The sequence below is a fragment of the Terriglobus sp. genome, assembly GCF_965201105.1.
Classification (GTDB): domain Bacteria; phylum Acidobacteriota; class Terriglobia; order Terriglobales; family Acidobacteriaceae; genus Terriglobus.
The window spans coordinates 3,027,160-3,048,956 of record NZ_OZ241741.1; the positions used below are offsets into that span (position 1 = coordinate 3,027,160).

General features: G+C 63.3%; 21 protein-coding genes. 16 read left to right on the forward strand and 5 right to left on the reverse strand.

All coding sequences use genetic code 11. The features are described from left to right. Positions 1-70: 70 nt before the first annotated feature. Positions 71-619 (reverse strand): TlpA family protein disulfide reductase, encoded by a 549-nt coding sequence (locus ACOFKT_RS13350; protein ID WP_419804471.1) that lies wholly within the window; start codon positions 617-619, stop codon positions 71-73. Between the two features lie 119 nt (positions 620-738). On the opposite strand from ACOFKT_RS13350, the gene ACOFKT_RS13355 reads away from it, so the two are divergent. Continuing rightward, positions 739-1,815 carry a hypothetical protein gene (locus tag ACOFKT_RS13355; RefSeq protein ID WP_419804472.1) on the forward strand — a complete coding sequence of 359 codons (1,077 nt, stop codon included), beginning with the start codon at positions 739-741 and terminating at the stop codon, positions 1,813-1,815. A gap of 4 nt (positions 1,816-1,819) precedes the next feature. Here the strand turns inward: ACOFKT_RS13355 and ACOFKT_RS13360 are convergent, their stop codons facing one another. Next, the gene (locus ACOFKT_RS13360; RefSeq protein ID WP_419804473.1) at positions 1,820-2,767 is read right to left on the reverse strand and encodes an Fpg/Nei family DNA glycosylase; all 948 of its coding nucleotides are present in this window, start codon (positions 2,765-2,767) and stop codon (positions 1,820-1,822) included. A 100-nt stretch (positions 2,768-2,867) separates the two neighbouring features. Between ACOFKT_RS13360 and ACOFKT_RS13365 the strand changes: the two genes are divergently transcribed. Beyond that, complete coding sequence (locus tag ACOFKT_RS13365) at positions 2,868-4,157, forward strand: glycosyltransferase family 87 protein (protein WP_419804474.1); 1,290 nt, start codon at positions 2,868-2,870, stop codon at positions 4,155-4,157. Here ACOFKT_RS13365 and ACOFKT_RS13370 read toward each other — a convergent pair. Then, entirely contained in the window at positions 4,154-9,505 is a 5,352-nt protein-coding gene (locus ACOFKT_RS13370) for an Lhr family helicase (RefSeq protein ID WP_419804475.1), read from the reverse strand. The two genes, ACOFKT_RS13365 and ACOFKT_RS13370, sit on opposite strands and share 4 nt — an antisense overlap. 193 nt (positions 9,506-9,698) lie before the next feature. Here ACOFKT_RS13370 and cdd point away from each other — a divergent pair, with 193 nt between their 5' ends. The 4 genes from cdd (at position 9,699) to ACOFKT_RS13390 (ending at position 13,875) form a co-directional block, all read left to right on the forward strand. Continuing rightward, positions 9,699-10,148, forward strand: coding sequence for a cytidine deaminase (cdd, locus tag ACOFKT_RS13375; RefSeq protein ID WP_419804476.1), 450 nt, complete (start codon positions 9,699-9,701; stop codon positions 10,146-10,148). Positions 10,149-10,170: 22 nt separating this feature from the next. After that, positions 10,171-11,505 (forward strand): thymidine phosphorylase, encoded by a 1,335-nt coding sequence (locus tag ACOFKT_RS13380; RefSeq protein ID WP_419804477.1) that lies wholly within the window; start codon positions 10,171-10,173, stop codon positions 11,503-11,505. 68 nt (positions 11,506-11,573) lie between these two features. Continuing rightward, positions 11,574-12,476, forward strand: a complete 903-nt coding sequence (locus ACOFKT_RS13385) for a formate/nitrite transporter family protein (protein WP_419804478.1) — start codon at positions 11,574-11,576, stop codon at positions 12,474-12,476. A 142-nt stretch (positions 12,477-12,618) separates the two neighbouring features. Next, positions 12,619-13,875, forward strand: a complete 1,257-nt coding sequence (locus tag ACOFKT_RS13390; protein ID WP_419804479.1) for a NupC/NupG family nucleoside CNT transporter — start codon at positions 12,619-12,621, stop codon at positions 13,873-13,875. 25 nt (positions 13,876-13,900) lie between these two features. Here the strand turns inward: ACOFKT_RS13390 and ACOFKT_RS13395 are convergent, their stop codons facing one another. After that, the gene (locus ACOFKT_RS13395; protein WP_419804480.1) at positions 13,901-14,083 is read right to left on the reverse strand and encodes a hypothetical protein; all 183 of its coding nucleotides are present in this window, start codon (positions 14,081-14,083) and stop codon (positions 13,901-13,903) included. A 71-nt stretch (positions 14,084-14,154) separates the two neighbouring features. Here ACOFKT_RS13395 and ACOFKT_RS13400 point away from each other — a divergent pair, with 71 nt between their 5' ends. The 5 genes from ACOFKT_RS13400 (at position 14,155) to ACOFKT_RS13420 (ending at position 16,862) form a co-directional block, all read left to right on the forward strand. Continuing rightward, positions 14,155-14,439, forward strand: coding sequence for a hypothetical protein (locus ACOFKT_RS13400; RefSeq protein WP_419804481.1), 285 nt, complete (start codon positions 14,155-14,157; stop codon positions 14,437-14,439). Beyond that, entirely contained in the window at positions 14,436-14,762 is a 327-nt protein-coding gene (locus ACOFKT_RS13405; protein WP_419804482.1) for a type II toxin-antitoxin system RelE/ParE family toxin, read from the forward strand. The genes ACOFKT_RS13400 and ACOFKT_RS13405 overlap by 4 nt, the downstream gene beginning before the upstream one ends. After that, positions 14,746-15,618 carry a purine-nucleoside phosphorylase gene (locus ACOFKT_RS13410; RefSeq protein WP_419804483.1) on the forward strand — a complete coding sequence of 291 codons (873 nt, stop codon included), beginning with the start codon at positions 14,746-14,748 and terminating at the stop codon, positions 15,616-15,618. The genes ACOFKT_RS13405 and ACOFKT_RS13410 overlap by 17 nt, the downstream gene beginning before the upstream one ends. Beyond that, entirely contained in the window at positions 15,615-16,268 is a 654-nt protein-coding gene (gene udk, locus ACOFKT_RS13415; RefSeq protein ID WP_419804484.1) for a uridine kinase, read from the forward strand. Before ACOFKT_RS13410 ends, udk begins: the two co-directional genes overlap by 4 nt. Positions 16,269-16,397: 129 nt before the next feature. Next, complete coding sequence (locus ACOFKT_RS13420) at positions 16,398-16,862, forward strand: DUF2062 domain-containing protein (RefSeq protein ID WP_419804485.1); 465 nt, start codon at positions 16,398-16,400, stop codon at positions 16,860-16,862. Here ACOFKT_RS13420 and ACOFKT_RS13425 read toward each other — a convergent pair whose 3' ends face one another. Further along, positions 16,863-18,248, reverse strand: coding sequence for a nicotinate phosphoribosyltransferase (locus tag ACOFKT_RS13425; protein WP_419804486.1), 1,386 nt, complete (start codon positions 18,246-18,248; stop codon positions 16,863-16,865). It lies immediately after the preceding gene. Between the two features lie 159 nt (positions 18,249-18,407). Here ACOFKT_RS13425 and ACOFKT_RS13430 point away from each other — a divergent pair, with 159 nt between their 5' ends. From ACOFKT_RS13430 to ACOFKT_RS13450, 5 genes are all read left to right on the forward strand, one after another. Further along, complete coding sequence (locus ACOFKT_RS13430; RefSeq protein WP_419804487.1) at positions 18,408-18,836, forward strand: hypothetical protein; 429 nt, start codon at positions 18,408-18,410, stop codon at positions 18,834-18,836. Next, positions 18,826-19,017: a helix-turn-helix transcriptional regulator gene (locus tag ACOFKT_RS13435; protein WP_419804488.1), complete on the forward strand. Its 192-nt coding sequence runs from the start codon at positions 18,826-18,828 to the stop codon at positions 19,015-19,017. The genes ACOFKT_RS13430 and ACOFKT_RS13435 overlap by 11 nt, the downstream gene beginning before the upstream one ends. Before the next feature lie 86 nt (positions 19,018-19,103). Continuing rightward, positions 19,104-20,006, forward strand: coding sequence for an alpha/beta fold hydrolase (locus tag ACOFKT_RS13440; RefSeq protein ID WP_419804489.1), 903 nt, complete (start codon positions 19,104-19,106; stop codon positions 20,004-20,006). Positions 20,007-20,018: 12 nt separating this feature from the next. Then, on the forward strand, positions 20,019-20,225 hold the full coding sequence (locus ACOFKT_RS13445) for a hypothetical protein (protein ID WP_419804490.1): 207 nt from the start codon (positions 20,019-20,021) through the stop codon (positions 20,223-20,225). A 92-nt stretch (positions 20,226-20,317) separates the two neighbouring features. Beyond that, positions 20,318-21,793, forward strand: a complete 1,476-nt coding sequence (locus ACOFKT_RS13450; RefSeq protein ID WP_419804491.1) for a GH1 family beta-glucosidase — start codon at positions 20,318-20,320, stop codon at positions 21,791-21,793. Positions 21,794-21,797: the final 4 nt, after the last annotated feature.

Below are 21,797 nucleotides of genomic sequence, written 5' to 3' on the forward strand. Positions count from 1 at the left end.
GCGGACCGTTGCAAATAGGGGAGCCGGCCTGATTGGGCCGGCTCTCTCTTTTTCGTGTTCAGGTGCGAGGCTACCAGTCGTTCTTCTGCACTGGTTTAGGCGGCTTGCCGGTCTGGCCGTTCAGCAGCCAATCGACCCGAGAGCGGATGTCCTTGTCGCTGGCCTCGCCCTCGATGCGGCCGATGATCTCACCATTACTGTCGAGCACCACCGTCGCGGGAACGAGCACGCCAAGTTTCAAATCAGTCAGCGTCGCGTCGGTCGCACCGGTCCAAACCGGGATGCGGAAGTTGCGCTGCTGAATGACCTTCGGGATCTTTGGCTGCGTGTCTGGGGCGTCCAGTGAGATGGCGACGAAGCTCACGCCCTTCTCCGCGTAGCTGTCGGCGAGTTTTTGCAGGCGCGGCATCTCTTCACGGCAGGGGCCGCACCAGGTGGCCCAGAAGTTGACCACTGCGGGGTGGCCGCGCAGTTCCGTCAGGGTGTGCGTGACGCCGGCAGCACTATGGAACTGGAACTTTGGAAGTTCCGGTTCTGCGGCGAACGAAGCGGCGCCGCAGCTGAGCAAAGCAGAGCACAGCAACACACGAGATGCGGAGAACGATCGAGATAGGGTCATCGGTAGACCTTGACGATACGCGCGGCGCGGGCGAAGTCTCTCATTCGAGAGATGGAGAAAAAGATCGGCAGCTCAGGTAATAGCGCAGACGCGCGGGTGCAGGTAAGCTGGCCCGCATCATGAAAACAGCAGTTTTTTGCACCACCATTGTGGGCGCGGCCGTCGCCCTTTCCGGAGCCAGTTTCGCGCGTGCGCAGGGGTGCCTTGCCGCGCATACCAGCAGTAACATTCAAAGCTGCATCACGTCGGGCGGCCACAACATGGACGGCACGGGCTCCGGCTTCCTGCGGCACCACCCGCTGACGGTGGAGGTGGATTGGCGATCGTTCAGCTCGTTCCGCCACTTTAGCGGCACGGTCGAGAATACGTCGCGACAGACGCTGGGCACGTTTATCGCGAACCACCAGAATTTGTACAACGTGACCATGGACATGCAACTGACGCCGCGCTGGAGCGTGAACGCGTTTGTGCCGGTGCTGCAGGGCACGCGCGACCAGAAGTATCCGCCGGTGCAGAACGTGGAGGTTGCGGGCATCGGCGACATGATCGTAGGGGTGCAGGGCTGGGTGCTGCGGCCACCTGCGGAGAACGGCGGCAACATTGCGTTCAGCGCCGGACTGAAGCTGCCGACGGGCATTAACGGCGGCACGGGAACGGCCAGGCTGGCAAATGGCACCGTGCAGAAGGTGGTAGCCGATCAATCGTTGCAGCCGGGCGATGGATCTTGGGGATTTACGCTGGGCAGCCAGGCGTATAAGCAGACGTATTTTCACACGATCGGTTATTTTCAGGGTTCATGGCTGTTCAATCCGCGGGACACGAACAATGTGCCGACGTTTCGCGCGGCGAAGGGCGAGGGCGTGATGAGCGTGACCGACCAGTACCTGTTCCGCGCGGGCCTGTCGCGCCACGTGCCGCATGTGTACGGCCTGGCGGCGAGCTTTGGCGGACGTATGGAGGGCATTCCGGTGCGCGACGCCTTTGGCAAGAGCAACGGCTTCCGGCGGCCGGGCTACATTATCTCCGTGGAGCCGGCGGTGCAGTACCAGTACCGGCGCAGCATGCTGTCCCTGAGCAGCCCGTGGGCGGTGCAGCGGAACCGGCGCGCATCGGTGCCGGACCTGGCCAACCACAAGCATGGGGACGCGGCGTTTGCGGATTACGCGCTAATTCTGAGCGTGTCGCACACGTTTTAGAGGCTTAGCAGCCGACGCGGTTGCGGCGGATGGCGCCATTCCAGCCTTTGGGTGCGTCGGTTGGGGTGGCGCCGGTGGCGAGTTGCTGCTGGGACGGCACCCAGGGCTGGCAGTCGGGGCACCAGTAGGTGGAGCGGGCGCCGGGGCCCTGCTTGCGGTATTCGACGAGGGCGCCGCAGCGGCGGCACTCCTGGCCGCGGCGGCCGTAGACCCAGAGGCGGTTTTTCTCGTTGGCGTTGTTGGTGGTGCGGCGGTTGCCGGTGTAGGTGACGATGCCGTCGCCACCGGTCGCGGAGCTGCCGTCGAGGACGTTGGCTCGCATGTAGCGCTGCGAAACGTCGGCCATCTGCAGCATCTCGGCATCGGTGATGGTGCTCATGTGGCGAAAGGGGTGGACTCGCGCGGCGAAGGCGACCTCGCTTTTGTAGACGTTGCCGAGGCCGGCGAGCACGCGCTGGTTCAGCAGGACGTTGGCGATCTCGTCGTCAGGGTGCGATGTTTTGCGGGCCTGTAATGCGGTGAGACCCGATTCAGCGGAGTAGCTGTCGGAGAGGATGTCTGGTCCGAGTTTGGGCACGCTGGATTTGCGCTCGAGCGAGCTGGCGGTGTGGAACTCGGCCACAGGAACGTTGAAGGCGACGGCCTGCCAGCCCTCGACATCGAGCCAAACGCGCGCGGCTTTTTTGGGGCCCCACCACTTCTCGCCGGTTCGGTAAATGTGCCACGATCCGCTCATGAGCATGTGGGTGACGAGGATGAGGTCGCCGGAAAAGAAGAGGAGGCACCACTTGCCGCGGGCTTCCACTTTTTCGATGACGCGGCCGACAACCGGGCGGTCGTCGTTGACCGTCGCGAGGTGCGCGTATGCGGTTTCGAAGCGCGTGACGACCTTGCCGGTCAGCACCTTGCCCAGGGCGCGGGCGGCGCGGTAGATGGTATCTCCTTCAGGCATCTGAGGAATGAGATGTGCTGCGCGCGGCATACGCTGCGTTTGCCCGCGTTGCACAATAGACGAGATTGTGACCAGGCAACGGGTACAGCTATGGACGATATTGGCGCTGCTCGCCGCATTTGTGGCGGCAGGTCTTGTGTACTTCAACGTTGTGGTGGGAGCCGATGGCGACGATCTTGCGTCGTCGTACGTGGGCTGCCGGTTGATTGCTACGGGGCAGCAGGACCATCTGTATGCGCACGATCCCAAGAATTTTGCGGCGATCGGTCCGGATGACCCTTGGCAACATGCCGCGGATCAGGGTGGTTTCACGGCCTTTTTGCATCCCTACGTGCAAACGCCGTTGTGGGGGTATGCGTTGGTGCCGCTGTGCCGGCATACGATGTGGAACCAGTTTGAATGGATCTTTGCGGTGCTTGCGCTGCTTTCGTTTGCGGCGCTGGTGTTTCTGGTTGGGCGATACTGGGCGCCCGCGCTGCTGCGGCCGATTCCGCTTGCTTGTGTGCTGGTGGTGCTGTGGTTTTTGTCGCCGTTCCAATACAGCATGCAGCTGATGCAGACGCATGTGTTCTTTGTGCTGGCCATGGTGGCGGCGGTGATGCTTGCCGACCGCGACCGGCCGGTGACCGCGGGGCTGCTGCTTGCGATTGCAGCCACGGTCAAGATCACGCCCGGTGTGCTGGTGGTGTATTGGCTGGTGCGACGCCAGTGGAAGGCGGCGGCGTACGCGGCGGCGTGGTCCGCCGCGCTATGGATCGCAACGCGCCTGATCGCCGGGCCGCAACTGATGGCGACCTACAGTGCGACGATCGAACGCATCTCGCACACGCTGTTGCCGGCGATGAACAATCAGTCGCTGGCGGCGTGGTGGATGGATTTCTTCATCCACGTGAAGTTCGACTCGTTCCGGACGTTGCCGCTGCCGAATGCGCTGCGGCTGGTCTGCTCTGGCCTGTTGGTCGTGACCGCCGCAGCGGGTGGGTGGATCGACAGGAGGCGTGACAGTAGTTTGACGGCTGCTGAGGGTGGAACGATCGACGGGAGGCGTGGCGGTGCTTCGATGGCTGCGCCAGTGGGAGCACTGCTCGCGATGGTGGGCGCAACGACCTTCGCTCCAATCGAATGGACGCACTACTCCATCGTGCTGATTGTGCCGCTGATGGTGCTGGCGCAGATGGCATGGTCGCTACGCGCGCCGTGGCTTTGGGGCGTGATGGCTGGGATCGTGCTGCTGAATCTGCCGCCGCTGGCGCAGGACCCATACGCGCTTGAGTTGGGCCGGTTTGCGATCCTGCGCGGTCACTTCTACAGCGAGGTGATCTGCCTGGTCGCCCTGATCTTGATGGGGATGCGCTTGCGGCTTCCGCGGGCGCATGGAGCCGTGCTCTAGGCGTTGCCGACGGTGCGGCCACCGTTTTGGGCGGTGAGCATGGTGGCGGGAAGAGGGGGCAGGTTGCGGCGCAGGTTGAAGCCCATGGGGGCGGCCTGGAAGCCGGCGTCGAGCAGGGCGCGGGCCATGGGGTGTTCGGCGACGGGTGTGCCGTTGAGTTGCGAGATGAGCATGCCGATGCGGCCCGACTGGTCGGTGGCGGGCTCGCCGATGCGGCCCGCGCCAGCCTGGGCCATGATGACGAAGTAGCGGGCGAGGGCGCGCATGACCTGGGTGCGCCCCGGCTCTTCCTCGGGCAGGAAAATCTGCAGGTTGGGGTTGCCGCGACGAAGGTAGGCGACCAGAGCGCCGTCGGCCAGAACGACACGCGCGCCCACGGTGCGGGTAAGCGAGCCGCCGCCGTCGGCGGGTTGCGGCCACTTGAGCAGCGCGCCGTAGGGGTTGGCGGGGTCGGTGGCGGCGAGGACGATCATCTCAGGGTCGGTGTCGGGGCGCTTGGTGCGGAGTGAGCGTAGAAGATCGAGCGCGCTGGGCAGGGCAAATTGCGTGGCGCCGAGGTCAGCGGCGAAATAGCCGCGGCGGATCTTGCCGGACTCTTCGAGCGCCTTCATCACGTCGTAAATTGCGGAGAAGCCGCCGGGCAGGTTTTCGGCGTGCGCGGTTTCGCGGAAGACGACGCCGTAGCGCTGCAGGAGCTGGTGGGCTTCGGCGTGGGACCACTCGGTCGCGGAGCGCTGTCCGGAACCCATAACCGACGATAAAGCCATCGGTGAAGGTGGGGCACTGGTGACATACGCGGGGTGGAGTGCCCAGCGGCCCTGCACGGTGGGTGGGGTGGTGCGGCGGGAGCGAAAGGACGCGGCCTGGTTGTGGATGCGGCGCTGCGGCTTGCCCTGGTGATTGGTTGTGCCGCGGCTGCCGGTAGCGTTGCGATCGGTGTAGGCGCGTAGGGATTGCAGCGAGTCGTTGGTGACAGCGCCGCGCCAGACCAGATTCCAGAGCGAGTCGATGGTGTCGCCGGGGTAGCCGCCGCCGGTGCCGTCGTGCAGGTTCTGGAAGAACGAGGCGCCGTGGGCGCGCAGGTAGTCGAGCACTCGCTCTTCGCGATCTTTCGTGGGCGACTCGGATTCGATAACCGCTGCGGCTTGCTGCGTGTTGACAACGGGCCAGAGCAGCGGCAGTTTTTCGGCGAGGTAGAGACCGATGCGGCCATCGCGTTCGCCGAGCGGTTCGAGGCCGGCCCAGGTGACCTCGCCGGCGGCGATGAGCGTGTCGAGGTCGGCGGGCTTGTAGCCGGCGATGCGCGCGGGCAAGATTTCGGTTTCGAGCAGGGATGCGGGCAGCGGCGCCCCCTGCAGGGTTTCGACCACGTCGAGCAAGGCATCGAGGCCGCGGCGCGGTGTGAGCACGCCCTGCCAGTGGGTGAAGAGGCGCGCGAGGGTCTGCTGTTCGACCGGTTCCACTTCTTTGCGGAGCTTGGCGAGCGAGCGGCGGCGAATGGTGCGGAGAACTTCGGAATCGCACCACTCGCGGCTGAAGCCGCCAGGCTTGAAGGCGCCCTCGACGACGCGCCCGGTCTGGACAAGCCGCTGAAGGACGGCTTCGGCGGTCTCGGTGGGGATGCGGAAGCGCGAGGCGACTTCGGCCGTAGTAAAGGGGCCGTGGGTGCGGCCGAAGCGGCGGATGAGGTCGAGCATGGCGTCGGGCGCGGGATCGAGGAAGGCAGTGGGCAGGCCCGGAGGAAGCGGGATGCCGAGAGCGTCGCGGTAACGGGCAACGTCTTCGACGGCGATCAGGCGTTTTTCGCCGGCGATCATCAGCTCGAGCACGCGGCGGGATTTCTGCAGGCGGTCGACGGTGATGGCGACCTCTGCCGAGGTGACGCGTTTGAGCAGTTCGGCGCGGTTCAGGTCACCGAGGCGGAGCAGCAGGTCGTGGACACCGTCCATGGAGCGCGCGCGGTAGTCGGGCGCGAGCATTTGGAGCTGCTCTTCGGTTTCTTCGATGGCGTTTGCATCGAGGAGTTCGCGGAGATCGGCGTCGCCCAGAAGTTCGCGCAGTTGCTCCTGGTCAATGGAGAGCGCCTGGGCGCGGCGTTCGGCGAGCGGGGCGTCGCCGTCGTAGATGTAATTCGCGACGTAGGAGAAGAGCAGCGCCGCCGCGAAGGGCGAGGGCGTGCGCGAGTCGACGGTGTGGACGCGGATCTGGCGCTGCGAGACGGCCTGCAGGATTTCGCGCAGGGCGGGCATGTCGAAGACGTCGCGCAGGCATTCGCGGTACGCCTCAAGCAGCATGGGGAACTGCGGGTAGCGTGCGGCGACGCTGAGCAGGTCGTAGGCGCGCTTGCGCTGCTGCCAGAGCGGTGTGCGGCCGTCGGCGCGTCGGCGTGGGAGGAGCAGGGCGCGTGCGGCGGCTTCGCGGAACTTGGCGGCAAAGAGCGCGGTGGAACCAAGCTGGCGCTGGACGAACTCAACGGCTTCCTGGCCCTCGGGAAAGAACTGTTCGACGTCGGGCGCGGTGTCGGCTTCGGGAAAGCGGATGACGAAGCCGTCCTCGCTCCACATGGCTTCCACATCGGCGCCGCCCGCCGCGCGGATGCGGCCGGTGACCGCCATGGCCCAGGGCGCGTGCACCCGCGAGCCGAAGGGCGTCATAACGCAGACGCGCCAGTCGCCGAGCTCGTCACGGACACGCTCGACGACGATGGTGCGGTCGTCGGGCACGATCTCCGTCGCAACCTCCTGGTCGGCGAGGTAGCGAAGCACGTTTTCCGCGGCGAGTTGGTCGAGGTCGTGCTCGCGGGTGAGGCGCGTGACGGCGGCGTTGCGCGGCATGTCGCGCAGCTCGCGGATAAGCGTGCCGATGCGACGGCCGAACTCCAGCGGGCGACCGGCCTGGTCGCCGTGCCAGAAGGGCATTTTGCCGGGTTCGCCGGGCGCTGGCGAGACGAGGACGCGGTCATGCGTGATCTCGTCGATGCGCCAGGTCGAGGCACCAAGGATAAAGGTTTCGCCGGTGCGGGCTTCGAAGACCATTTCCTCGTCCAGTTCGCCGACGCGGATCGGCTTCGAGCGTTCGCCCGAGAGAAAGACGCCGTAAAGACCGCGGTCGGGGATGGTGCCGCCGTTCAGGATCGCGATCTTTTTCACGCCCTGGCGCGGCGTGAGCCAGCCGCGCTGGCGGTCCCAGGTGACGCGCGGGCGCAGTTCGCCGAACTCGTCAGAGGGGTAGCGGCCGGCGAGCATGTCGAGCACGCCCTCGAAGACGGCGATGCTGATGCCCGCATAGCCCGCGCAGGAGCGGATGATGCCGAGCAGTTGGTCATAGCTGATGCCGGGCGACTCGTCCTCGTCGCTGCGATATTTCTGGATGCGGCGCGCGGCATGCTCCTCGTCGAGCGGCGGTTGCGCAATGATGGCGACCATCTGCTGCGCGAGCACATCCAGAGCGTTGCGCAGGAAGCGCGTGGATTCAACGTGGCCCTCGTGCATGGCACGGGTGACGGCGGCGCAGGCGATCAGGTCGGCGCGGTACTTCGGGAAGATGATGCCCTTGGACGGAGCGCCCACCTGGTGGCCGGCACGGCCGATGCGCTGCATGCCGCTGGCGACGGAGGGCGGTGCCTCAATTTGGATGACGAGATCGACCGCGCCCATGTCGATGCCGAGTTCGAGCGACGATGTAGCGACGAGCGCGCGGATGTGACCGGCCTTGAGAAGCTCTTCGATTTCGGTGCGCTGCGAGGCGGCGAGGGAGCCGTGATGAGCGCGGGCGATCTGTTCACCGGCAAGTTCGTTGATCGCTCCGGCGAGACGCTCGGCGATGCGGCGGGCGTTGACGAAGAGGATGGTCGAGGTGTGGGCGCGAATGATCTCAAGCAGGCGCGGGTGGATGCTCTGCCAGATGCTGGTGCGCTTGGGGCCCTGCGAGGCGGGGCCGCTGGGCGTGTCCTGGATTTCGCCGAGGCGGGCCATGTCTTCGACGGGCACCTCGACCGTGAGTTCGAGGACCTTGCGTGCACCGGCGTTGACGATGGTGACGGGGCGGTAGCGGATGCCGGTGGGCGTTCCGCCGTCGGAGGGAACAGGGGGCAGGGAGGAGGGAGCAGCAGGCGCGTTCATTGGGGAGAGGGCGTCTTCGCCGAGGGCGAGGGCGGCGGTGCCGGCTTGTTCGCCGATGTCTGGTGCGACCGCGACGGTGTCGATGGGTTCAAACGCTTGTACAACAGTTTGAGTGTTTGCGCCGGGGGCAACAAGATCGGCAGCGGCAGTATGGACAGCGTCACCTCGGCGGCTAAAGCCGCTCTTGTTCGAAGCGAGCCTGACTACCTCGGCGGCTGAAGCCGCGCCGAGCGGAGGCGCGCTGAGCGGTTCGCCGGGGGTGGAACCCACGTTAGCTTCGCGAACGTGGGGCACGGAATCCAGCGGAGCTCCAAATAGCTCCCTGCCCCCTGTTTCCTGTTGCCTGTTCCCTGTTTCCTGTTCACTGGTCCCTGTTTCCTGTTCCCTGTTCCCTGTACTCGCGAAACCGTCGGCGCCGCCGAGAAAGCGGGCGACTTCTTCGAGTGGGCGCTGCGTGGCAGAAAGGCCGATGCGCTGGATCTTGCGGCCGGCAAGGGCTTCGAGGCGCTCGAGGGAGAGCGCCATGTGGGCGCCGCGCTTAGAAGGAACGAGCGCGTGGATTTCGTCGATGATGACGGTTTCGACGGTACGCAGGGCTTCGCTGGCGTTGGAGGTGAGCAGAAGGTAGAGCGACTCGGGCGTGGTGATGAGGATATCGCCGGGGTGCTTGGCGAACTTCGCGCGTTCGGCGAACGGGGTGTCGCCGGTGCGGACGCTGATCTCCGGGGTGTGCACCGGGATGCCCATGCGCTGGGCCATGTTGCTGATGCCGGCGAGCGGCGAGCGGAGGTTGCGTTCCACGTCGACCGCGAGCGCTTTGAGTGGCGAGATGTAGATGACGCGAACGCCTGTGCCGGGAGGCAGCAGAGGTTTGGGTTCGGCTTTCTCGCCTTTTCGGCGGCGCGCGCGGATGGGTTTGGGCGCGGGCACAGCGGCTGCGACGGCGTCTTTGGCGCGGGTGTCCTGCAGCATGAGCTTGTCGAGACACCACAGGAAGGCGGTGAGCGTTTTGCCGGTGCCGGTGGGGGCGAGGATGAGTGTCGAGTCGCCGCTGGCGATGGCGGGCCAGCCCTCGCGCTGCGGCTGGGTGGGTCCTTCAAAGACCTGGCGGAACCACTCGGCCGTGACCGGGTGGAAAAGTTCGAGTACGTCCCGCTGCGGTTCTGTGGTGGATGTCTGCGTAGTGAGTGTGGCGATGGATGAAGCATCTTCACGCGAAGAACCCACGTTAGCTTCGCGAACGTGGGGCACGAGCGTATTGCCTGCAATGATTTGCTTCTTCACTCGCTTTACGGGCTTCGGCTTCAATTCATCTTCGGTCTTAACTGGCATATTGTGGCGCTGGGAATTGGATGCGGCACTGCCCTGCTTCGCCGCTTGCCTTGCGCTACAGAACGTGTGGGTTTAGCCTCGATTTTCTATGCCGCAAACAGCCGAACCCGGAACGCTTTCTGCGGAGCAGCTTGAGGCGCTACGCGGTGCGGCGGCTAAGGCGGCACAGAACGCGTATGCGCCTTATAGCCGCTTCTTCGTGGGTGCGGCGGTACTGCTTGAGAACGGCGCAACGGTGTGCGGCTGTAACGTGGAGAATGTGAGCTTCCGGCTTACATGCTGCGCGGAACAAACCGCGATCGCACGTGCGGTGACGGAGCATGGGCCGGGCGTTCGCATTGTGGCGGTCGCGGTCGCCAACGCGGATCCGACCGTGGCGTGCCAGCCATGCGGCGCATGCAGGCAGACGATCGCGGAATTTGCGGACGGCACTTGCCGCATCCTGTATCCGGGCGACGGCGGCACGGCCGGCGAGTGCACGCTGGCGGACTTGTTACCTGCCAGCTTCAACGTAACTTCTCTACCGCAGTTGTTGTGATTGCAGAACGAAGCCGTAGCACATGTCAAAGATTCATCCGATTGACGTCATCCTGCACAAGCGCGATGGCCAGGAACTTTCGCGCGACGAGATTCAGAGCTTCATCACCGGCGTGGTGGACGGGAGCATCACGGATGCGCGGATTGCGTCGTGGCTGATGGCGATCTTTCAACGCGGGCTGTCGCGGCGGGAGCTGGCGGATTTGACGTCGGCGATGCGGTACTCGGGCGAGACGTTTGATTCCGCTCCGCTGGGAAAGTTCACGGTGGATAAGCACTCGACGGGTGGGGTGGGCGATAAGACGTCGCTGCTGATCGCGCCGATCGTAGCGGCGGCGGGGCTGGCGGACCCCATGATCAGCGGTCGTTCGCTGGGCCACACCGGGGGCACGCTGGACAAGATGGAGACGATCCCGGGGTATAACACGCAGCTGTCGCTCGAGGAGTTTGGGCGCGTGCTGGCCGCGTGTGGAGCGAGCATGATCGGGCAGACGGAGAACCTGGTGCCGGCGGACCGCATCCTGTATGCGCTGCGCGATCACACCGGCACGGTGGAGTCGCCGAACCTGATCTGCGCCAGCATCATGTCGAAGAAGCTGGCAAGCGGTCTGAACGGTCTAGTGCTAGACGTGAAGACCGGTAGTGGTGCGTTTATGCGGCGCGATGAGGATGCGCGGCACCTGGCGGAGCTGATGGTAGCGACGGGCGAGGCGAGCGGGACAAAGACGGTTGCGCTGCTGACGCGCATGAATGAGCCGCTGGGCCGCTTCGCGGGTAACTGGGTTGAGGTTTGGGAGTGCGTGGACATTTTGCGGGATCGCTCGCATCCGCTGTCGGCGGACCTGATCGACTTGTCGATCACGCTGGCGGGGTGGATGCTGTTCCTGGGCGGGAAAGCTGAGAGCGCGGACGAAGGCAAGCTGCGCGCCGCGGCGTTGCTGCACGACGGCAGCGCGTATGCCAAGTGGATCGAGATGGTGCGGCTGCACGGCGGTGACGTGAGCGTGTTTAAGAATCCTGCCGCACACCACAGGCCTGCCGCGCAACGCGTTCTGAAGGCGGAACATGCGGGCACGCTGACCGGCATGGATTGCACGGAGGTCGGCTGGGCGGTGCAACGGCTTGGTGCGGGACGCGAGGTGCCGGGCGGCCCTGTCGCGGCGCATGCCGGTATTGAAATGCATGTGAAACTAGGGGACCGCATCGAAGCTGGGCAGCCGATGATCACGCTCTTTAGTGAAGAGGGCGCACTGCTGGACACACCCGAGCGGATGCTTCGCGAAACCCTGCGCATCACTCATGAGCCGTACGAGCGCCAGCCGATGGTGCGTGCGGTGATTGCCGCAGCCGATCTGTAGCCGTAACACCGCGAGAGAAATGACAGGGCGAGGCGAATGGCGAACGGCAGCATGCATCTGACCGAGGCATGCCGAATGAAGCAGCAGCGCCGGCCGAAGAGTCCACTGGCGCACAGTCGAGTCAGCAGAACCTGGACCGGCCCAGCGCCGAGCAGATTTACCGCCAGGTGCTTAGCAACGCCGAAGATGAACTGAAGCGCACCGCGCCATCGCTGTTTATTTCGGCGTTTGCGGGCGGCACGTTTATGGGTCTTTCGGCTCTGGGTACGGCAATCGCACTGGCTCTGCTGGGCGACGGACCGGTGGCGGGTTTCTGCGCAAAGCTGTTTTACCCGCTTGGCTTCATCACGGTGATTCTGGGCCGCGCGCAGTTATTTACTGAAAACACGCTTTATCCGGTGGCGCTGGTGCTGGCGCGCAAAAAACACGTATGGAGCACATTGCGGCTGTGGTCACTGGTGCTGCCCGGCAACGTTCTGGGCGCGGCGGCGTTTGCCGGCTTGGCCAGCTACACGCCCGCGCTGCAGCCGCGCATTTTGAATGCGCTGGTGCGCCTGGGCATGGAGGCTTCGCAGCACCCCGCGGCGACCATCTTCTGGAGCGGTGTCATGGGCGGCTGGATGATTGCGAGCGTGGCATGGCTTGTTTCCGGATCGCACTCGATCACCGGCTCGGTAATGATCATCTTCAGCCTGACGTTTGTAGTGGGCCTGGGAGGCTTTGCGCACTGCATTGCGGGCAGTGGCGAGGTGATTGCCGCCGTGCTCACCCATAATCTGCCATGGCTGGCGTACCCGCGCTGGCTAGGGCTCGCGCTTGCGGGGAACGTGTGCGGCGGCGTGCTGATGGTGACGGTGCTGGAGTACGGACAGGTGATTGGCGACACCGACCTGCGCAAGGCGGAAACCGAGCGGCCGGGTGAGCACCGGGAGCGGCTCACGTCGAGCTTTACGGGCCTGCCGCCGCTGTAAACCCTGGTGGGTGCCTGAATCCGAGCGCCTGGTGATGGAGGTATCCGCTACACTCAGGGCGGCGGCATTCGGTGCACTTGAATTGCTGCACTTAATTGCTGCACTTAATTACTGCACCAGGATCGCTCAGGAGGTGCCTCCCTTGGCTCGTTTTACCGGTCTGCTCGGACTGCTCGTTCTGCTGGGCCTGGCGTATGCGTTGTCCACGGACCGCCGTGCGATCAGGTGGCGTACCGTCGCGTGGGGTTTGGGGCTGCAGGTCTTGTTTGCATTCCTGGTGATCCGGTTTCCCTATGGCCAGATCGCCTTGCAGAAGCTTGCGGGTGCGGTTACGTCGTTGCTGGCGCATTCAGTGGATGGGTCGTCGCTGGTGTTCGGCAAGCTGGGCGACACGAGGAGCCCGCTGCAGGTGTTCGCGTTTGCCGTGCTGCCGACAATCATCTTTGTGTCGGCATTGTTTGCGGTGCTGTACCACCTGGGCATCATGCAGTGGGTGATCCGCGGCGCGGCATGGTTGATGCAGCGGACCATGGGCACCAGCGGAGCGGAGTCAACCAACGTGGCGGCCAGCATTTTTATGGGGCAGACCGAGGCACCGCTGACCATTCGGCCATTTCTGAACGGCGCCACGCGGTCTGAGCTGATGACCATTATGACGAGCGGGATGGCGCACGTTTCGGGCGGCATCATGGCGGCGTACATCTCGTTCGGCATTCGTGCGCAGGACCTGCTGAGTGCCGTGATCATGACGGCGCCGGGCACGATCCTGATCGCGAAGATGCTGGTGCCCGAGACCGAGGTGCCTGCGACGCTCGGCACGGTACACATTGAAACCGAGGACGAGCACACGAACGAAAACCTGATCGGTGCGATCGCGCGCGGCACCATTGACGGCGGCCAGCTCGCGTTTAATGTAGCGATCATGCTGATCAGCTTTCTCGCACTCGTGGGGCTGCTGAATGGCATTCTGCTGGGCATTCACAACCTAATCGGCGTGCATACCGTGGGCGGGCACGCCCTTGCGTTTCCCTCTTCGCTGAACGTGATTCTTGGGTTCTTCTGCGCGCCGATTGCCTGGCTCATTGGCATCCCGTGGCACGACGCGCCAACGATCGGCAACCTGATTGGAACGCGCGCGGTCCTGAACGAGTTCATCGCATACACGCAGCTGGGTCAGTTGGCGAACGCGCACCAGATCAGCACGCGCACGCTGGCGATAGCGACGTTTGCGCTGTGTGGTTTCGCAAACCTGGGCTCAGTCGGGATGCAGATCGGCGGCATCGGCGCGTTGATTCCAAACCGGCGCAACGAACTGGCGCGACTTGGATTGCGTGCGATGCTGGCCGGCACGATGGCGAACATGATGAGCGCCAGCATTGTGAGCATGCTGCTGCGGTAGGTGAGTGCGCAGCGGTTCGGTCATTCTAGAGATCGCCCCGCCCCTGCGAACGCGCCGGCTCATGGGGAACGCTCTGCTGGTGGCCCTTCGCGGCGTTCTCCTGATTCGCGACGTTGGCCTGTCGTCCGCGGTTGCCGGCGAAGTAAAAGATGCCAATTACCGCGATCACAATGAAAATCGCTGCTGCTGCGCCGACTAACGTAAACATGCGTACACCTCGTTCCAGATAAGAGTGCTGAAGCGCGGAGCACGTTGCGCACCGGCGCGGAACGCCGCGCTATGCTGAAGACGCGGAGGGTAAAAGTGACCATAGAAATCAGCGACGAGGCATACCGCATCCTGCAGCAGCGGGTTGAGCGTGGGCAGTACCAAACCCTAGAGCAGGCGTTGGACAGCAGCATTCATCAAGCCGCTGCTTGGAACGACGGTCCCCATGATGATGTTTACCTCGAGTACGTCCAAGAGCGAATCGAAGCGGGTCTCGCCGATGCAGCAGCTGGACGCACGGTTCCGGCTGAGCAGTTTCTTACAGAGTTGAATGCGCGCCGGACACGTGCAGCTTGACCAGGATCGAGGTCACTCGTCAGGCAAGGTTGGACCGCGACGAGATTATCGACTTCTATGGCGAAAACAGTTACGGCGCGAACCGCTTTATTGAGCAGGTAAATGACGCATTCATGCATCTTCAACGCTGGCCGGACAGTGCAGGACAGCATCCTCATATCACCAAGCGCCATGTGCGATTTTGGTTAATTGACCCGTACTACATCGTGCTTCTTCGTAAGCAAGACACTCTTATTATCATCGCCATACTTCACACATCGCGAAGTATCTCGAATGAACTGCGGTCCCGCCTTACAGAAGGGCAAAATGAAAAGCATCTTTGACCAGGCATCTGAAGCCGCGGCGCTTCTAAGCAGCAAGACGTCGCTGCGGCCGCGGGTGGGCATCATCCTGGGGTCCGGGTTGGGGGAGTTCGCCAACTCGGTTGAGAACGCCACAGTCGTGCCCTATGCGAGCATTCCGCACTTTCCGCAATCGACCGTCGAAGGGCACCATGGCCGTATGGTGCTGGGTACGGTTGGCGGCGTTGCGGTGGCGGTGATGCAGGGACGCGTGCATGCGTATGAGGGATATGCAATGGACGAGGTCACGTTTCCGGTGCGGGTTCTGGGTCTGTTTGGCGTGCGGCAGCTGGTGGTGACAAATGCCGCGGGCGGAATCAATCGCAGCTACTCGCCCGGCTCGGTCGTCGCCATTCGCGATCACATCAACCTGACGGGCACGAATGCCGCACTGGGCCGGAACGAGGCCAGATTTGGCGTGCTGCCCAACACGGGCCTGCGCTTCTTTGACATGACGGTGGCCTATGCGCCGCGGCTGCGGGACTTGGCTGTGCGAGAGGCCGCCGCGCAAGGCTGGACGATGCAATCCGGCGTGTACCTGGCGGTGCTCGGCCCATCGTACGAAACACCGGCAGAGATACGCGCCTTCCATGCGCTTGGCGCTGACCTGGTCGGTATGTCGACGGTACACGAGGTGATTGTGGCCAGGCACATGGGCTTGGAAGTGCTTGGCCTGTCGCTGGTGACCAACCCTGCCGCGGGTGTGACGGACGAGCCGCTGAACCACCTGGAAGTGATGGAGGTTGGCGTGCGGGCGGCAAAGACGTTTGAGACGCTGCTTACGGCGCTGGTCCCACAAATCGCGAACCTGAACGGCGGCGCGAGTCCGTCGACATGAGCGAAACACCAGCCGAACAGCTCACGCTTGCCGGTACGGTGCGGCCCACGGTTATTGGCATTGGCGGCTGCTCCGGCTCAGGGAAGACCACGCTTGCGCGCGAGCTGGCGGGTGAGCTGAATGCGACGCTGTTTCCGCTGGATTTGTACTACCGCGACCTGTCGGTTTTTCCGCTGGACACGCGCCACAAACGCAACTTCGATCACCCGGATTCGCTGGAAAGCGAACTGATCATTGAGCACGTGCAGGGGCTGAGCCGTGGCGAGCCGATCGAACGGCCGGTGTATGACTTCAGCACGCATTCGCGCGTTCTGGGCAGGACGGACCGGGTCACGCCCCAGCGGTACGTGATTGTGGAAGGCATTCTGGCACTGCACTACCCTGAGCTGCTGCCGCTGTACACACTGACCGTGTACGTGGACTGCTCGCATGAGGTTTGCCTGACGCGCCGCATTTATCGCGACACGCGCGAGCGCGGCCGCACCGAGGAAAGCGTGCGCGAGCAGTTCCACGCGACCGCGCGGCCTATGGCCGACATGTTCGTGCTGCCATCCCAGGCAAATGCGGAACTGACCGTGAATGGCTGCGAGGCGTTGGACTGGTCGGTGGAAGCGGTTTTGGGCACATTGCGCCGCCGCGGTCTGCTGTAACTCACACGCAGGGCAGAACGCAACGACGGCACACAAATCTGCAGCGCGGGGTTCCTTTGCGGCCCGATTTGCGTCCAATGTCACGTGCTGATTGGCGAGCGAGTCCGAGAATTCCTACGCTGCCATGTATTGCGGCCTTTGCTGCGCCTGCTGCGCGGCGGCGTGACACCACGGCGGCTGGCGTGGAGTCTTGCGTTCGGCATGGCGATCGGAATCAATCCAACCGTGGGTGTGACCACGATCGTAGTGATCCTGCTGGCCTGGATTTTCGGGCTCAACCAGCTTGCTTCCCAGATCGGCGTACACGTGGTTGCGCCGCTGCACCTGCTGCTGTTCGTTCCGTTCCTGCAGCTGGGCGTGTATATCTTTCGCACGCGGCACCTGCCGTTCACCGCCAAGGACATTCACCACATGAGCCACCACCCCATGCGCATGGTGCATGAGATGTGGCAATGGGAGTGGCACGCGCTTGTGATCTGGGGCATCTGCGCCGCTGTGCTGACACCGCTGCTTGCTATTTTTCTGCGCCGCGCGCTAGTGCTGATGCTGCGCCGGCACAAGACGCTGATCTATTCACGTCCGGCGACGCGGTAGCTACACAACCACCGGCAGGTTCGCCATGCCGGCAAGACCGAAGACGTCGCGATAGTGTGCGACCAGGTCCGGCGGACCGCTTGCTTTCAGATAGTTGTCACTCAACTTCACCGCCGGCCGTCCACCGGCGCTTCGCAGTTTGCAGACCAGGCTGATCGGCTCCAGGCCGTCCTCGTTGCGTGGGTGGCAATCGCGGAAGTCGTTGGTCAGCAGCGTTCCCCAGCCCGCTGAAAATCGAATGCGCCGCTCGCGCCGCCATTTGCGCTCGTCCTGGAAGTCGTTGGCGTCGCGGAAATCCATGGCGCTGACGCCGGGCTGAATAACACCACCGAAGTAGGCGTGCAGGCTCAGGATCTCCTGCACATCAAGCCCGTCGCTTGCGATGAGCAGCTTACCGCGTGGATCGGCGCCGCGCCGTTCGAGCCACTGGATGTACTCGTCGCCCGCGACAAACGGATCTTTGGAGTCGACCCGCTGACCGGTCCAGCCGCTGACCCAATCGGGCGCGTTCTCCAGGAACTGGGTGGTGCCATAGGTGTCGGGCAGCATGACAAGCAGCGCACCGCCATAGGTCTGCTGCCATAACTCGAGCATGCGGTACTGCGCGTTTTTCAGGTCCTCGTCATTGTCGGTTAACGCGGCCATGGCCATCGGGATCTCGTGGGCGTTGGTGCCGATCGCCTCCAGATCGTGCTTGTATGCAAGAAAGGTGTTGCTGGTGCCGGTGAATACATCGCCAAGCTCCGCGTGCATGGCCTCGACCACATATTCCTGCCACAGAAACGAGTGGCGGCGGCGCGTTCCGAAATCCGCAATCGCCAGCCCGGGAACGTTTTGCAGACGCATGATCTTGGACCAGAGCCGTGTTTTTGCGCGTGCGTACAAAATGTCGAGTTCAAACTCGCTCATGCCTTTGAGCGCGGCGCGGGTCTTCAGTTCATTCACGATGCTGAGGGCATAAATCTCCCACATGGTCACGTTGATCCAGGTGCCGCTGAAGATGAGCTCGAGCTGGCCATCGCGTTCGTGCAGTTCGTAATCGCTGAGCGTGAAGCCATGCTCCAGCCAATCCAGAAAGGCAGGTTCAAAGATGCCGCGTGTGGAGTAAAAAGTGTTGCCAGCAAGCCAGATCAGCTCTGACCGGCGGAAGCGCAGACGTTTCACATGCTCCAGCTGGGCGATCACTTCTTCCGTGCGGACGAGACTACCCAGCCGTATCCGTGCATTGCGGTTCCGCAGGCTGAACGACACCTCGGTCGCGGGGAAATGCTTCCAGATGAACTGCAGCATCAGCAGCTTGTAAAAGTCGGTGTCCAATAGCGATCGCACAATGGGATCCAGGTCCCAGTTATGGTTGTGCGCACGTTCCGAGAAGTTGATGATCATGGCGTTCTTCAAAGCCTAGCAAGGACGGCACGGAGCAGCGGCCAAGCAAACAAACTTTATAGACAAGCACCCTTGACATGACAAGCACGCTTTACGTAAAGTGTACTTGTCACCGCGAAGCGCATTCCAACCTGCTTCCGGTCCAGAAGGATTGCAATTATGTGGTGCTTTGGAGAGAAGAAGAGCGCAGCGCAGAAGCGGTACCTGCGTCGCGGGCTTGGTGTACTGGTTTCGTACATTCTGCTGCTGTGCAGCGCCACGATCATTGTGCAACGCGTTCATCCTCAGGGCGTTCTCCTGTACTGCGTCGCGTTTCTGCCGCTGTTGCCCATGCTTTCGTTTCTGGTCGTCGCCGGCCGCTACCTGCGCGAGGAGCGCGATGAATATCAACGCGATCTTGTTATCCGCTGCATGCTGTGGGGCATCGCGGCCATGCTCTCCGTGGAACTATTTGACGGCTTTCTGCACAGCTTCGGATGGCAGGGAGCACTGCCGCCATTTGTTGGCTTCTACGCCTTCTGCCTGAGCATGCTGGTCGCCAAGTTCACCTACAAGTTCCGCGACCGGGTCGCTGCCGATGCGGAATAAGCTGCGCGAGCTGCGTGCCGACCGGGGCTGGTCGCAGGCGTTTCTGGCCGAGCAGCTTGAGGTTTCGCGGCAAAGCGTCAACGCTCTGGAAACCGGCAAATACGATCCGTCGTTGCCGCTGGCCTTTCGCATCAGCAGATTGTTCGGATTGGCAATCGAAAAGATCTTTCAACCCGAGTAACTCCGGCAAGGACTCAGCTGTTTACGTCGCGCTTGCATGCCGCATGCGCCAACGATCCTGCACGCTCAACCGGAAAGGAACCTGCCATGTTCATTCGCAATCAACGCGCTCGTAAATGTGTAATGATGCTCACCTGGATTGGCTTCGCCACGATCCTGCTCCAAAACTTTGCGCATGGTCAGGGCTTCACGCCCACCCGTTTCACCGTCGCGGACGCCGGCACTGCGGGCAAGCCGGACGTGGTTCTGATTCCCGGCCTGAACAGCAGCCGCGCCGTGTGGGCCGGTGAGGCAAAGCTGCTGGCGCCCAACTATCGGCTGCACCTGCTGCAGATCGACGGCTTTGCCGGCCAGCTCGCTGGACCGAACGCAAGCGGCCCGATTCTGCCTGCAGTCGTAACGGAACTGCACAGCTACGTGGCCGCGAGTGGCATGCATCCTGTGGTGATTGGCCACTCCATGGGCGGACTGATCGCGCTGATGCTCGCGGAACAGCACCCGGGGGATGTACGCAAGCTGGTCATTGTGGACGCGCTGCCGGCCGCCGCCGCGATGATGGGACCGGGCGCGACCGCCGCGACCATGCAGCCGCAGCTGGAAGCGATGCGGCAGCAGATGTTGAACATGCCTGCGGATCAGTACGCCGCCATGCAGCCGATGATGGCGGCGCGCCTGGTGAAGAATGCCGACGCTCAGAAGATGGTGGCCGCGTCTGCAGGCAGCAGCGATCGCACCGTGGCGGTGAACGCCATGATCGAAGATCTGCAGACGGACGTAACACCCGGTCTGGCGGCAACCCAGACGCCCACCCTGTTGCTGTATCCGCTTGATCCGGATACGCAAAAGCCGGAGCAGGTCGACGCGCTCTACACAGAGGCGTACCGCACGATGCCGCACGTGTCGCTGAAGCGCGTGGACGGCTCGCGCCACTTCATCATGTATGACCAGCCGGCGGCATTCGACCAGGCGGTCGAAGCGTTTCTAAAGTAGGAACTGGATCCCGTGGAAAGCAAAGTACCCGTCAGGCGGCTCGGTTCCGTTCTACTCATCGTGGCCGGGCTGCTCTGCGTCACTGCTTACTTTGCCATGCTGTTACGGCCGGCGGTCTTTGCTGGGCACGGCTATGACGCGCACAGCGGCCAGGCGAAGCTGGGTGTGGCGCTGATCGCGATCGCCTGCCTCAACCTGGGTCATCGGCTTGGAAAGTGATGAGAGCAAAGAACCTTTGAACATGGGATTGTGAGAATCATTGCTGACCCGGTACCATCAGCAGCGTTCCGCATTCACCTGACGAGGCCTTTATGAACCTGTCGCTTTCCCGCCGATCGTTTGCCAAGCTTGCCGCTGGAGCCGCGGCCGTCCCTTCCCTCGGCGCAGCCGCGGCGGCCGCTACTACCGCAGAGGCCGCCGCGCAAGGCAGCACAAGGATGGCGACGGGGAGCCGGCCATTTCCGCAAGGATTCATCTGGGGTTCGGCCACGGCCAGCTACCAGGTTGAGGGCGCGGTGAATGAGGACGGCCGCGGCAAGACCATCTGGGACACCTTCAGCCACACCCCTGGCAAGGTTCATAATGGCGACACCGGCGATGTGGCAGACGACAGCTATCACCGCTACCCCGAAGACATTGCGCTGATGAAGGAATACGGATTGAAGGGCTGCCGCTTTTCGGTTGCGTGGTCGCGCATCTTCCCGGAGGGCCGCGGCACGCCGAATCAGAAAGGCGTGGACCACTACAAAAAGCTGGTCGATGCGCTGCTGGCAGCGGGCGTTCAGCCGTTCTGCACGCTGTATCACTGGGACTTGCCGCAGGCGCTGCAGGACCAGGGCGGATGGCAGAACAAGGACACGGCGCAGGCGCTGGCAGATTACTGCGGCTACATGGCCGGCCAGTTGAGCGACCGTGTGCCACAATTCATGACGACAAACGAGATCGATACTTTCGTCTACGTGGCGTATGACGCAGCCGTGCACGCGCCCGGTATCAAGCTGAGCAAGGGCGAGATCGCGCAGGTGTGTCACCATGCCGTGCTGGGGCATGGTTTGTCAGTGCAGGCAATTCGCGCGCACGCGAAGCCCGGCACGCGTGTTGGCCTGGCCGAGGATTACCACGCCTGCACGCCGCTGGTGGACACGCCGGAGGGCATTGCCGCCGCGCGCATCGCGATGCGTGAAGAGAACGCGTCGATCATGAACGCCATCATGACCGGCAAGTACACCGACCTTTATCTGAAGACCCTGGGCGCGGACGCTCCCAAGTTCACCGATGCCGACATGAAGGCGATCGGTTCGCCGGTCGATTTTGTTGGCATGAACTGCTATACCGCGACCTACATCCGCCCCGCGCAGGACGAGCGCGGCTACACTGTGGTGCCCATGGCAAAGTCGCACCCGCACGCCGTCAGCACGTGGCTATATATCGCGCCCGAGGCGTTGTATTGGGGGCCGAAGCTCTCGTCCGAAGTGTGGGGCATCAAGACGATGTACATCACGGAAAACGGCTGCTCCGGCGCCGACACCGTGATGCCGGACGGTCAGATTTACGACACGGACCGCATCGCCTACTTGCGCAATTACCTGTCGAACCTGCAGCGCGCCATCAGCGAGGGGGTTCCCGTAAAGGGCTACTTCCTGTGGAGCCTGCTCGACAATTTCGAGTGGGCCGAGGGTTACGGCCAGCGCTTCGGCATCACCTATGTCGACTATGCCTCACAAAAGCGCACGCCTAAGCAGAGCGCGCTTTGGTACAAGGCGCTGATCGCACGCAACGCGCTGTAAGAGG

Coding starts and splice junctions, on each gene's coding strand:
- ACOFKT_RS13350 (WP_419804471.1), bottom strand. CDS start 619: ATGACCCTATCTCGATCGTTCTCCGCATCTCGTGTGTTGCTGTGCTCT.
- ACOFKT_RS13355 (WP_419804472.1), top strand. CDS start 739: ATGAAAACAGCAGTTTTTTGCACCACCATTGTGGGCGCGGCCGTCGCC.
- ACOFKT_RS13360 (WP_419804473.1), bottom strand. CDS start 2,767: ATGCCTGAAGGAGATACCATCTACCGCGCCGCCCGCGCCCTGGGCAAG.
- cdd (WP_419804476.1), top strand. CDS start 9,699: ATGCCGCAAACAGCCGAACCCGGAACGCTTTCTGCGGAGCAGCTTGAG.
- ACOFKT_RS13380 (WP_419804477.1), top strand. CDS start 10,171: ATGTCAAAGATTCATCCGATTGACGTCATCCTGCACAAGCGCGATGGC.
- ACOFKT_RS13385 (WP_419804478.1), top strand. CDS start 11,574: ATGCCGAATGAAGCAGCAGCGCCGGCCGAAGAGTCCACTGGCGCACAG.
- ACOFKT_RS13395 (WP_419804480.1), bottom strand. CDS start 14,083: ATGTTTACGTTAGTCGGCGCAGCAGCAGCGATTTTCATTGTGATCGCG.
- ACOFKT_RS13400 (WP_419804481.1), top strand. CDS start 14,155: ATGCTGAAGACGCGGAGGGTAAAAGTGACCATAGAAATCAGCGACGAG.
- ACOFKT_RS13410 (WP_419804483.1), top strand. CDS start 14,746: ATGAAAAGCATCTTTGACCAGGCATCTGAAGCCGCGGCGCTTCTAAGC.
- udk (WP_419804484.1), top strand. CDS start 15,615: ATGAGCGAAACACCAGCCGAACAGCTCACGCTTGCCGGTACGGTGCGG.
- ACOFKT_RS13425 (WP_419804486.1), bottom strand. CDS start 18,248: ATGATCATCAACTTCTCGGAACGTGCGCACAACCATAACTGGGACCTG.
- ACOFKT_RS13430 (WP_419804487.1), top strand. CDS start 18,408: ATGTGGTGCTTTGGAGAGAAGAAGAGCGCAGCGCAGAAGCGGTACCTG.
- ACOFKT_RS13435 (WP_419804488.1), top strand. CDS start 18,826: ATGCGGAATAAGCTGCGCGAGCTGCGTGCCGACCGGGGCTGGTCGCAG.
- ACOFKT_RS13440 (WP_419804489.1), top strand. CDS start 19,104: ATGTTCATTCGCAATCAACGCGCTCGTAAATGTGTAATGATGCTCACC.
- ACOFKT_RS13450 (WP_419804491.1), top strand. CDS start 20,318: ATGAACCTGTCGCTTTCCCGCCGATCGTTTGCCAAGCTTGCCGCTGGA.